Source organism: Dictyobacter kobayashii (assembly GCF_003967555.1).
Classification (GTDB): Bacteria; Chloroflexota; Ktedonobacteria; order Ktedonobacterales; family Ktedonobacteraceae; genus Dictyobacter; species Dictyobacter kobayashii.
Map to the genome: position 1 here is coordinate 1316971 of NZ_BIFS01000002.1, position 12087 is coordinate 1329057.

Annotated in this window: 11 protein-coding genes; 7 read left to right on the forward strand and 4 right to left on the reverse strand. The window is 49.1% G+C overall.

Features of this window, described 5'->3' with window-relative positions; translation table 11 throughout:
* The first annotated feature begins 59 nt into the window (after positions 1 to 59).
* The 4 genes from EL645_RS32310 (at position 60) to nusG (ending at position 4668) form a co-directional block, all read left to right on the forward strand.
* Positions 60 to 950, forward strand: a complete 891-nt coding sequence (locus EL645_RS32310) for an ABC transporter ATP-binding protein (RefSeq protein ID WP_126556585.1) — start codon at positions 60 to 62, stop codon at positions 948 to 950.
* Complete coding sequence (locus EL645_RS32315; RefSeq protein ID WP_126556586.1) at positions 947 to 2548, forward strand: ABC transporter permease; 1602 nt, start codon at positions 947 to 949, stop codon at positions 2546 to 2548. The genes EL645_RS32310 and EL645_RS32315 overlap by 4 nt, the downstream gene beginning before the upstream one ends.
* 87 nt (positions 2549 to 2635) lie before the next feature.
* Complete coding sequence (locus EL645_RS32320) at positions 2636 to 3874, forward strand: pentapeptide repeat-containing protein (protein WP_126556587.1); 1239 nt, start codon at positions 2636 to 2638, stop codon at positions 3872 to 3874.
* A 158-nt stretch (positions 3875 to 4032) separates the two neighbouring features.
* The gene (nusG, locus tag EL645_RS32325; protein WP_126556588.1) at positions 4033 to 4668 is read left to right on the forward strand and encodes a transcription termination/antitermination protein NusG; all 636 of its coding nucleotides are present in this window, start codon (positions 4033 to 4035) and stop codon (positions 4666 to 4668) included.
* A gap of 50 nt (positions 4669 to 4718) precedes the next feature.
* On the opposite strand, the gene EL645_RS32330 is transcribed toward nusG, so the two are convergent.
* Positions 4719 to 5291: a LuxR C-terminal-related transcriptional regulator gene (locus EL645_RS32330; RefSeq protein ID WP_161977873.1), complete on the reverse strand. Its 573-nt coding sequence runs from the start codon at positions 5289 to 5291 to the stop codon at positions 4719 to 4721.
* A 281-nt stretch (positions 5292 to 5572) separates the two neighbouring features.
* Here EL645_RS32330 and EL645_RS32335 point away from each other — a divergent pair, with 281 nt between their 5' ends.
* Entirely contained in the window at positions 5573 to 5854 is a 282-nt protein-coding gene (locus tag EL645_RS32335; RefSeq protein WP_126556590.1) for a hypothetical protein, read from the forward strand.
* Positions 5855 to 5947: 93 nt separating this feature from the next.
* Positions 5948 to 7051: a 3-deoxy-7-phosphoheptulonate synthase gene (aroF, locus tag EL645_RS32340; protein ID WP_126556591.1), complete on the forward strand. Its 1104-nt coding sequence runs from the start codon at positions 5948 to 5950 to the stop codon at positions 7049 to 7051.
* A 285-nt stretch (positions 7052 to 7336) separates the two neighbouring features.
* On the opposite strand, the gene EL645_RS32345 is transcribed toward aroF, so the two are convergent.
* The 3 genes from EL645_RS32345 to EL645_RS32355 form a co-directional block, all read right to left on the reverse strand.
* Positions 7337 to 7543, reverse strand: a complete 207-nt coding sequence (locus EL645_RS32345; RefSeq protein ID WP_126556592.1) for an Os1348 family NHLP clan protein — start codon at positions 7541 to 7543, stop codon at positions 7337 to 7339.
* A gap of 153 nt (positions 7544 to 7696) precedes the next feature.
* Positions 7697 to 8491: an AfsR/SARP family transcriptional regulator gene (locus EL645_RS32350; RefSeq protein ID WP_126556593.1), complete on the reverse strand. Its 795-nt coding sequence runs from the start codon at positions 8489 to 8491 to the stop codon at positions 7697 to 7699.
* 122 nt (positions 8492 to 8613) lie between these two features.
* Positions 8614 to 11043 (reverse strand): winged helix-turn-helix domain-containing protein, encoded by a 2430-nt coding sequence (locus EL645_RS32355; protein WP_126556594.1) that lies wholly within the window; start codon positions 11041 to 11043, stop codon positions 8614 to 8616.
* Positions 11044 to 11390: 347 nt separating this feature from the next.
* Here EL645_RS32355 and EL645_RS32360 point away from each other — a divergent pair, with 347 nt between their 5' ends.
* Positions 11391 to 12065: a hypothetical protein gene (locus EL645_RS32360; protein WP_126556595.1), complete on the forward strand. Its 675-nt coding sequence runs from the start codon at positions 11391 to 11393 to the stop codon at positions 12063 to 12065.
* Positions 12066 to 12087: the final 22 nt, after the last annotated feature.

Here is a 12087-nt window from a genome sequence, read left to right on the forward strand (position 1 = left end):
CAATCAGATGCATTTCTACAGAGAGATCATTGTTGTTGAAGAAAGTAAAAGGATAAAAAATGCAACTCGCAATTGAACATGTGAGTAAACGTTATCGAGGTAAGAATTGGGGATTGCGCGATGTCTCCTTCACAATTACACCGGGAGTACTGGGATTACTTGGTCCCAATGGTGCCGGCAAATCTACCTTGATGCGTATCCTGGCGACGATCACGAAACAGACTGAAGGAACAGTGGTTTGGGATAGTCAAGATATTGCCATACATCCTGAACAATTGCGTACAGTGCTTGGCTATTTACCACAAGATTTTGGTATCTATCCCCATCTCAATGCCATTGAGTTTCTGGAATATCTAGCTGCGATCAAAGGCCTCAAAGCAAATATCGCGCGTCAACGCATTGACGAACTCCTGCAAGTACTTAATCTATCAGAGGTACGCAAGCGCCCGCTGGGAGCCTTTTCGGGAGGGATGAGGCAACGCGTAGGGATTGCGCAGGCGCTTCTCAATGATCCTAAATTGCTCATTATCGATGAGCCCACCGTAGGGCTGGACCCAGAAGAACGTGTGCGCTTTCGCAATCTCTTGACTGATCTCGCAGGAGAACGCATTGTCATTCTTTCCACCCATATTGTATCGGACGTTGAGGCGACTGCCACAGCGATCGCGATTATGGACAAAGGGACACTGCTAACGCATGCCACACCCGAAAATCTGCTAGGCCAGGTAGAAGGAAAAGTGTGGGAATGCCTGGTCCCCAGTGAGAAGCTTATCCAGATCCGTGAACGTTTCCTGGTCAGCAGTACGGCGCGGCGCAGCAATGGGGTCCATGTGCGCCTGGTTGCTGATAGCGCGCCTCTACAAGAGGCAGCGCGCGTCGCACCCACACTTGAGGATGCCTATCTCTATTGTATTGCCAATGGCAGAAACGCAGCAGGTGCAGCGCAATGACAACGATATATCCTATCCTCTCCTTGATGTACGCTGACTTTTTGGAGCGCATCCGCCGCTACAGCTTCTTTATTACGATTGCGCTGGCCGCTATTATTGTCTACTGGTTTCTCCCTCCAGCCAGCGCGAGTTATGTCACATTAGGACTAGGAAATTATCGTGGTGAGTATAACTCAGCCTGGATAGGGACGGCGGTGGCGTTATTCACCTCAACATTACTGCTACTGCCCGCTTTTTTTCTGGTCAAGAATACCGTCGAGCGGGATCAACAGACCGGGGTTGGACAGATTCTCGCAACCACCCCATTGAAAAAGTTTGCCTACACATTCGGCAAATTCCTGAGCAACTTTGCCTGTTTACTGGTCATGATCGGCGTAATGTTCGTCACAGCCATCATCATGCAACTGGTGCGGATGGAGGACAAGCAGCTAGATATCTGGGCTTTACTGCAACCCTTCCTGACTATCTCCCTGCCAGCAATGGCAGTCGTAGCGGCCCTGGCGATCTTCTTTGAAGTGATTCCCCGCCTGCGCGGCGGCCTGGGAAATATCCTATACTTTATCCTCTGGATTGTGATGAGCATCATCTTTTTGAATGCGCGTCCAAGTTTTGATCTTTATGGCATCAGTCCAACACTTTCCAGTATGGAAAGCACCCTGCAACAAGTCGATCCAGGCTATGTTCGTGGGCATTTTACCATCGGCATTCGTCCCATCAAAGGTCATGTTCAGCTATTTCACTGGAATGGCGTCCCGTGGAATGCCGTCCTATTAACCGAAAGGTTAGTCTGGATACTCATCGCCATTGGTATCGCGCTACTGGCCAGTATCTTTTTCACCCGCTTTGATCCTGCCCGTGAGAAGACCAGAGAGTATAGCAAGCGGCAAGAGAAGCAGGAGGCACAAGCTGCGCTCATAGAGACGCCAGCCGAGGTCACGCCGGCACCATCCTTTACGCCAGTAACCCTGACACCAATCACTGAGCGAGGAAAACTACCCAGTATTAATCGTCTATTCATTGCCGAAGTGCACCTATTGTGCAAAGGACTACCCCTCTGGTGGTATATCATCGCCGCTGGCTTATGGCTGGCTGGCTTACTCGTCCCACTCACCCTGGCTCAAGGCATCTTCTTGCCATTGGCATGGATCTGGCCACTGCTGATCTGGTCCGGGCTAGGCAATCGTGAGAGCAGATACAATACGGGGCAGATCGTTTTTTCGACGGTACGCCCACTCACCTATCAACTGCCAGTAACCTGGCTCACAGGCATCATGATTACCCTGCTTACCGGAAGTGGTGTCGGAATTCACCTCTTATATTCAGGTCAGTGGTCAGCCTGCCTGGCCTGGCTGACTGGTGTACTCTTTATTCCATCGCTGGCCCTGGCACTGGGCTGTGCCAGTGGTACAACCAAATTGTTTGAGATTATCTATCTCCTGATATGGTACTTTGGAGGCCTGAGCCATATCGCGCAATTAGATTTTATGGGAGCAACCTCGGCCTCAATCAGCGCCGGCATTCCTGGCTATTACCTGATAGCGGTGATCCCGCTACTCGCGCTCGCGTTTCTCGGAAGAAGACGCCAGCTCTACATTTAATCACTTACTCATTTGAGATAATAAGGGTTCAGAGCAGAAAACATCTTCTGTTTTGAACTCTTTTATGTATGAGAAAAGGAAAAAAGCATGACTTCAGGGATATGGTGTAACACTGAAAACGCATCCGTGGCCTATACACGGGCAGACGTACTGGCCCTATTAGCTGAGGCCGGCAGTCCAGATCGTCTCGATTTAAGCCAATGTAATTTAGAGAAGGCTGATTTAAGCGGACTAAATTTGATGGGGGCCAGATTCGCGGATGCGCAGTTAAGTGAAACGAACTTTCAGGGAACGAAACTGCACGGAGCGAATTTCCAGAGAGCGGACCTCATCTGGGCCCACCTGGATAAAGCGGTCTTAATTGGCGCAGATTTCTCCGAAGCCCTCGCGTGTGGTGCAACTTTTGCCGGTGCTAATATGGCAAGCACAAACCTACAATATGCTATTTTTAATGAAACAACCTGTACAGATAGCAATTTAGTCGGTGCGAATCTAAATGGCACAGATTTACGCGATGCCTTGCTGGTACGAGCTAATCTTAGTCGAACACAACTGTGGCGAGCAACGATCACAGGCGCCAATCTTCAGGAGGCGGTCCTGCATGGTACCGAGCTACCAATGTCCCTACAGGAAGAGCTACGCTACAAAAAACTCAACCTTTCGAGGGAAGAGGTAGCAGCCACAGCGCAGAACAAGTTTCTTTTTCGCTTTAGATTTTCCAATGAACATCAATCACTGCCCCAGTTAACAACACTTTTTTCAACATTGACACGTTTATGCACCATCTACTATCTGATTTGTCAGGAGCGCTTCGCCGAACTGACAAGCAGTGAAACCATACAATCATTTGACGATGACATCCAGCTCGCCCCTAGTCTGATATTCACCAAACCCACCCATCCCGATTGGTGTCTGCTAGTTAACACACCAGAGGTGGCCGAAGCATTGCGCCAGACCTTCTGGGAGATCACGCATCTGCAACAAGGAACAGAAAGAGAGCAGAAAACTTCCCAGGCAGCGATGTTTACATTTCCCACCATCCTACCAGATGCAGGAAGCACAGGAGCTTATGCCATGTCCTTACCATCGGCATTCCCATTACAAACCTATGCACCATTGGATTACCAGGCTATCGAGCCTGTTCATGTCAGGGATACACAGGATGTCCCGTCCCGTAAATTGCTTGAGCGCCTGACTGCTGTTGCCAATAGAGTCGTCTACAATCTGGACAAAAAGGGTGACTCGCTGGCTAAAGCGCTTATGGTTCAGGCATTAGTGCCCGTGTTTCTACAGTTGCAGCGCTACTCCGATTTCATCGTACTCTAAAAGTGGATGCTGCCCGATGCACCGGGCAGCGCAGCACCCGCCGGCGGGTTTTGATACAGGCATGGCTTTGCTGTCAACATACTGTGAACAACAAGCCAACGGTCATCAGATAGGATTAGACAAGAAACAAAAAGCCTCAGGAAAGGTAAAATTGTCTAATGACGACCGCATCCCTAACTGCGACCAGGCAAAGAACAGGCGCAGCCACACACTGGTATGTCATGCGCTCTAGACCCGGGATGGAATTTATTGCGGCCCATAGCTTAAGAAAGATCAGCGGGATAGAGGTTTTTCTTCCAACGAGGAAGGTGATTTCCCCGTCTAAGGTTCAGCAGACAGCTCCCCTCTTTGCTGGCTATCTGTTTATATGCTCTGATTTAAACATGGTTCTATTACAAGATATCAAGAATAGTCCGGGGGTACTTGGATTTGTAGCTTTTCAGGATCAGCCGGAACCGATCAGCCAGGCTGTGATTGATGCTGTTATTGAAATAGAAGCACAGATGCAGACGGCTCCCCCTCCAGGCTCGCAACATTCGGTAGGGAATAAAAAGGTTGCTGCTACAACAGCCAGGCAGCACGAGAAAGCGATCATCGCACGCGCATCTCCTGGGAAGGGTCAACAGATGCAAGAATTTTTAAAGACCGTTGAGATCGTGGGGCGAGATCATAATATGCAAGCCAAAACAACGACGGACGAAAACCTTGCATCCAACGTGTATGCCCAACCACACCGTGGCACACGCGGCAAAGGAAGAAAAATCAAGAGAGCTCATGCGGAGCGAGGGGAGTAATCCTTGAGATTACTCCCCTCGCTCCGCATGAGCTCCCGTTTGCTTGTCTGTCAGGAAGGAGAGACCAGTTCTCGTTTGCGAGCAATATTCTTAATGTGTGTCTTCAATGTTGCACTGGCAATATGCAGTTGTGCCGCAATCCTATCTCGATCAATGCCAGAACGCAACAGATAGACAATCTCTTTCTCGCGTGGTGTCAGCAGCTCTTCCTTGATATAGGAGGAATTCCTGGTATCGAACAGGCACTTCATCAGCATAGGAGTCAGGATTGGCTCAACGAAGAACGCAGTTTCTTCAATGGCGAGGAGCGCCTTAATGGCCTGGGCCGAGACAGCATGGGTGACATAACCACGAGCTCCTTGCTCATAGGCAGTTTTCATAGCCGCCAGATTGGGCTCATGGGAAATGACGACAAAATTACAGCCAATGGATGGGAGTAGCTTAGCCACAAACGTTTGATTGATGATAACCAGGTCAATCAAACGTGACCGATACAAAAAGAGGTCTCGCTGGCTTCTCTCTTCATAGACAATATCAACACTCTCTTCGTGTTCTAAAATTGTTTTTAAGCCAGCTCGTAAGAGATCATTCGGCTCAAGAACAAGAATATTTCTTGCATGCATAACGGTGCTCCTTCGTAGGTGCATTACATTGCGTACCATTTGTGATACAGATTACCCTATGGCCGTTAGCAACCCGTTTACAGCAAATTTGCGCAGCCAGGCGGCACGCTCGCGAAGATTTTTTATCCGCTATAGCTAGCTTTTGTACCTCTTTCTCATCCCCAAAAATACACCTGAGGAGGATCAATTCACACATAGATATACTATACATTGTAATTGTTGCCAGTACCAAAGAACGTCGTACGTCGCTTAGAGTCCGCTTTTAAATGGAGTGTGAAATCATGCGAGACTTTTACAAAGCTTACCAGGTAAGCCGTATGGAAGCCTTTGAGGCATGGTCTGATGCGATCCAGGAAACAGACCATACTGATGGGGCAAGATTTTATTATCTCCGCAATGACTTTGTCGTCGTAGCGGATGCCTCTCACGAGGCTCCAATTGTGTTTGACCAGATCACACCTGAATGGATAGCCTTTTGCCATGACAGCTTACGTTTTCAGGTGCCAGCAGAAACGATCCTGCAGACAAGTGGCCCCAATCAATATGCGAGCGTAACACGCTAAACCAGGCGTTACTCTTTTTGTATTCTCCCCCCATATTTGTGTCGGGGGTAGTGCGAAGAAATGTTGACTGCATTTAAAAAGGAGAGTCATTTCATGTTTATTGTGATGAAACCATCATGTAGTCGTAGCGACATCGATTCCGTCCTTGCAGTACTTGAAAAACATCAGCTAGCCGGAACGCTTTCCAACGAATCTGATGCCACCATTATTCAAGTCCTTGAAACTCCACAGGCACCAATCTCTAAGGAGGATATTAACGAGCTCAAGAAGCAAGTCACCCAGAAAATCAAAGTACTGGCAGGGGTTGAGCGTATTCCCACCATAACCAGACCCTATAAATTGGCCAGCCGCGACTTCCATCCCAAAGATACCATTGTACGAGTCCCAGCTGCATGTACCGCGCAAGGGTATGTCGAGATTGGCGGTCAAAATGTAGTCATGATGGCTGGACCCTGCACAGTAGAGAGTGAGAAACAGTTACTCACCACCGCCGAAGCCGTGCTTGAAAAAGGGGCAGTTATCTTACGTGGGGGAGCATTCAAACCTTCCACTTCGCCCTATGGATATCGTGGGATGGGACTGGAAGGTCTGAAGCTTCTGGCAAAGGCGCGTGACACCTTCGGACTGGCTGTCATCACCGAGGTCATGACACCTACCGATGTCTCTCTCGTCAGTGAGTATGCCGACATATTGCAGATTGGGACCCGCAATATGCAGAATTACATGCTGTTAGATGAAGTTGGCCGTTCAAACATGCCAGTAGTACTCAAGCGTGGGATGTCGGCGAAAATTGAAGAATGGTTATTAGCGGCTGAGTATATTCTCGCGCAGGGGAACAAAAATGTCATTCTATGTGAACGTGGCATTCGAACCTTTGAGTCCGCTACGCGCAACACCATGGATCTTAGCGCGATCCCGGTCGTGAAAAATCTCTCTCACCTTCCCATCATCTCAGATCCTTCGCAGGGAACCGGCCATCGTCACCTTGTAGAAGCGATGTCACTGGCTTCAGTTACCGCTGGCAGCGATGGACTACTTGTGGAAGTCCATCCAAATCCTGAAGAAGCCTTAAAAGATGGCGCCCAATCTTTAACCATTGGTCAATATCAGCAATTAATGGCACGCCTGAATGGTGTTGCCCTGGCGGTCGGACGCTCAGTAACCAAACCTGCTTTCTTCAGTGCCCTTTCAGCGTAAAAAGCTAGAGAACCTTTTACAAGAATGTTATCCTGTCGGGGACAACACGGCGGGCTTCACACGTGTGAAGCCCGCCACAGCATCAAATATGAGTCTAACACCGATTCAAGGCTTTGGCAACGATAAAGGCTTCGAGCCATTGCAATCCTGCTATCCGTTACCTGGCGTCCAAACCCATATATTCCTGTCTTTTTATTGCTGTAGAAAGATCTATCAATGCATATGTAGCAAGCAGCCTGAATCACCACGAGTGAGCCAGAACCACTCTTCGGGTCATTTACTACTTTACTCTGCTGGGAGAGATTCGAGTAATTGCTGGCTAAGCTCGCTTAAATTGTTGCGGGGAAGATTGCAAAAGGCTTCTTGCTCTTTCTCCGTTAGCTGAAAACCTCCTTCGCGTAGAGCGGTACGAGGATCATTTTGCAGAGCCTGCCAGAACGTTGTGTCGACGAGAGCCAGGCCCAGTACACGATGGATGATCTGCCAGGACATAATGCCTCTCGCTCCTTTCAGGCTCAGCCACCTCTATCTGTCTCCCTGACGCAAGTGAATGGCTTAATCAAATGCTGTACATGCTGCTTTATCGCGAGTATAGCAAGCAACACTTGCAAACGACTTCACTTCGCACTCACTTCGCACTCTTTATCACTTATCCTTGTTGGCCTTGGACGTAGCACTCTTTAGTCGTTGATAGAACTGCTGGAGTGTAGTTCCGGGCTTTGCCCCTAACTCCTCTTGTAAGATCTTTTCACATTGCTGATACTGGCGTAGCGCCAGGCTACGCTTGCCCTGGCGAGCATAGCAGCGCATCAAACCATAGTGCGCCTCTTCCTGAGTGTTATCGCTCGCCAGGATCTGTTGCCAGTGCTTCATGCTTGTTGCTATCTTTTCGTGATACCAGGCTATCAATGCTAACTCTCGGTGAGCATCTAGACTTGCCTGGCGTAGTTCATTGCGTCGGCTGCTCGACCAGTCGTTATAGGATGTCTGTATATAGTCGCCACGGTACAACGCAAGCATGGCTTCAAAGGCGTGCTGTGCACCCTCCTCATCCTCTTGCTCAAGGCACTCTTTGCCCCTGGCAAAGTGCTTTTGAAAAAGCTCGACATCATACTCAATAGAGGCGTAATGTGCCGTCAGATCCAGGACGTATGTCCCGCCTTGCGAGACGATACAAGCCTCTCCAATAGCTTTACGCAGGTAGAACAAGGTCGAGTGGAAGGCCCGATTACTCTGCTTATCATAATTTTGCCAGAGTGCATCAATAATCTGCTCTTTGCGTAAAGGATGGCTCTGATCCAATAGCAAGAAGAAGAGCTCCATTGAGCGTGCCATGCGCCAACGAGTAACGGGATTCTCATCAATCAGGACAGCAGGCTCGCCCAGGGCGCAAATTCTTAGCCGGCTTCCTCCCTTCTGTTCAACGCTGTTCACAGGCATAGGGACAGGCTCTTCGAGAAGTGGGGGAGCGTCAATCTCTTCGAGATGTAAAAGAGTTCGCAATTGGGCGAGATCCGGATGGGTCTGGAGAGTATGCTTTAGTTGTGGCTGGTTCCTGAGTTCTACAAAACACAAAGGCCATATCCCTTCACGTTGGCCAGGTCTACTGTCAGCTTATGCAGGTAAACCAGGGCGTCTTCGTTTTGTTGCTTTCCCAGATAACAGCCTGCCAGGCGTAGGTGTAACACAAGCATTAATTCCTTTTCTGTATTGCTTGGGGATGCCTGGAGTGCTCTAAGATAGGAGAGTGCCTCGTCATAATGCTCCTCATGCAGCAGAAGCAAACTATAGGTGAGATGGTGGAGAAAGCGATCATAGTCAGGCTGCTCACTTTTGGCAGGTGAGAGCTGGACATTGGAGAGCAGGAAATGAGCCGTTTCCACATCTTGCAGGGAGAGATAAGTCAGCGCCATGATGCACAAAGTATGATTTACCAGGTAACGATCCTGTAACTTTTCCGCCAGTGCCAGGCCCTCTTCTAAAGTGCGTAATGCCCGCTCATAAGCTGCCTGATCAAAGTACAGGTGGCCGAGATTGACGAGGGCATAAGCTTGCCCAGATTCATAATGCAAAGGGGAACGGGCTAATTCCAGCGCTTGAAGAAGATGAGTTTCAGCCTCATGTATGGCTCCCTGACTTTTTTTAAGGAGGCCCAGGCGGTTGAGGTCTTCTATTTGACCACAGACATCATGCATTTGCAGTCGACATGTCATGGCCCTCATCACGTGATGCTCAGCAAGTTCTAGTTTGCCAAGCCAACGATAGGCGCTAGCCAGTATCGAGTGTAAACGCGCTACTTCATAGCCGGAGCGAGAACGACCATAGAGCTGCAAGGTTTTCTGGATAGCCGCTATGCCAGCAGATAGATCGCCCCTTAAACACAAAGATAACCCGATAATAGAGTATGCTTCCGAGCGCAATACAGTTTCATTGGCGGGTAATTCATCTAATGCGTTCTGGCATTGATCGGCAGCCTGTTGATAGGCTCCAGACATGAAGAAGGCTAATCCTTTGAAGATCCGTATCTCTGTTAAGAGCAAATGCGGATCCTCAAGCAACATGGAGGCGCTTTTGTCGAGTATAACCTGCTCGGCGCGCTCCAGGAGCAGCAACGCATGAGCATGATCATGCCATCGCAAATAGACACGGGCCTGGGTCAACAATATTTGAGGCGCAAACTCGCGAAATGGGGAGGAGAGCAAATGACACCAACGCATAAGAGTTACCAGGCGTTGCTGGTCAAATATTACTGGAAATATATCTACGATAAAGCGTGCAGCCATGGGGTATTCCTGAGCTTGTAATGCATGATGGATGGCCTGCTCATAGCGTTGTTCTTCACCCAACTTATGAGCAGCCCGCTGATGCAAGGCGTGAAAACGTTGCGGATTGCTTCGCTCAAGCTCTTCAAGAAAGAGATCGCGCAGTACCTGATGACAGACATAGATCTGTTGCTCACCCTCATTTCTATGGGTTACAAAGAGGCCATTGCGCTCTAATTCCTGTAGATGCTCCTCGGCATGCTCAATTTCTAAGACCTCTTCACAGAGCGAAGGAATCATCTCTTCCAGGATACAGGCTTCATACAGGAAGGTATAGAGATCTGGATAGCGTTGAAAGACACCATCGACGACATAGGTGAAGAGCTGCTGGAGGTGCATGGAGGTGTTGAGCACGCGTAGACCTGGAATACGGCTCCCTTGAAGGAGATGAATATGGCTCAGGCGCGTTCCCAGGAGCATGCCAGAAATCCAGCCATCAAATAACGCCTCCAATTGTGCGGCTTCTTCTGGGCTGAGTGAAGGAATCCCTTGAAGTTGTGCCAGCCTGGCCACCTCTTGCGCCGAAAAGCGCAGATCATTTTGTGTGAAGCTATACGCCTGGTTATGAGCCAGCAGATACGCAAATTCCAGCTCAGGTATGGCCCGGCTCTCAATAACCAGGGCGCAATGAGGTGGAAGGCCACGTAGCAGGTAATTGGTTGCCTGATTGATTGCCAGTGTGTCATTCACTTCCTGATAGTTGCAGAAGAGCAAGACTACTTGTTGAGCTGTTTCCGTTGCTAGAGCCTGGAGGAAAGCATCCAGCAGGGGAATGAAATACGAAATGCCTTCAGCCTCCCTCATGTGCTCATAGGCAATATTCATGAGTATATCATCGAGGTCCGCGCCAAAGTCAGGAAATTGTTGGCGAACACTGAGCACGAGTCGTTGCAGAAAGGTGATGATATCACTATCTGTACGGTCAAGCATGTACCAGCAATAGTGAGCGTTTCCCCTGCTCGCAAAGTCTGCCAGGACAGTAGTCTTTCCATATCCGGCAGGCGCGAGGAGTAAGACAAGCTTTGATGAGGTGTAGATTTGTGGCTGGGAATGCGATTGTGTATTCCTATTGAGCACGAGGCTCAAACGTGACAAGACCTCTTCTCGATGGAGGAGGGTCTGCGGGAGCGGTGGGCTGGTGAGCTTTCGCATCATACGCGCGTCTTGCATTACACCTCATCCTTGTGTCTGTAAAGACTTGTCAATTAAATTGATTAATGTGAATGTAAATATTCTGGCCGTACGCTTTTTCCTTTTGCATAGGCAATTACATAGTAACAAAAAGCGCTTTTCCTGTCAAAGAAGGATGTTCTGCGAAGCACATGTAGAGACGGTGCGAAGAGCAATTCAAATCTTGCCCTTTATACTTCTGATATGAAGAGTGACCCTCATTCGGGGGCAAGTCCCATTTGGGAGCATGATATCACACGTATGGCGAGAGCACTTTCTCGCTTAGTTTCCCAACAGGCAGAGACTCTTCTCAGAACGAATAACGATCATATGAAGGAGCTACATGCATGTCCACACGACTCTTCAGTATTCTGGCTGCCCTTGGTTGTATTCTGGGCGTCGTTTTTCTTTTTATCTCTTTCTCGCTCAATCCTACTCCACCTACTGACCCCACACAATTGGCTGCGTTTGGCAAGCAATACCATAACGATATTCTTGTGGGGGCCTGGTTACAGGCTATTAGTCCGCTTCTTATCATCTTTTTTGTGCTCGCCATCCTTCAGCTCGCAAAAGCAACCACACGCTTTGCAGGCCTGGCAACGTTGCTAGGGGGAGGCATTTTCATGGTAGTGGACCTGTTAGAAGTCACATTTTACCTTGGTGCGGCAAATGCTCACAATTTGACGACGGCGTTAATCAGCCTGAGTTTTGTCAACGCTGTCCAGCACCTTTATTCTATCATTGCTGCGCCCGCGCTCATCATTCCGCTGGGAGTAGTGATTATTGGTTCACCTGTTCTCCCGCGTGTGCTTGGATACGCGGCAATTATCATAGGAAGTCTTTTCGCCATCCTGGGAGTCGTCTTTCTTTTCACTCCCGTGGTGGATGGGGTCGCCGCTTTGGCGATTCTCGAGGCCGTTGAAGAGTTGTGGTTCCCCATTGCCGCTATCACGCTTCTCATTCGTGAGCTCCTGGCATCGCGCCGGGTCGCGGGGCATGAGCGAATAGTAGCATCAGTATAAACTCTCATACTCAGTAGAGCGT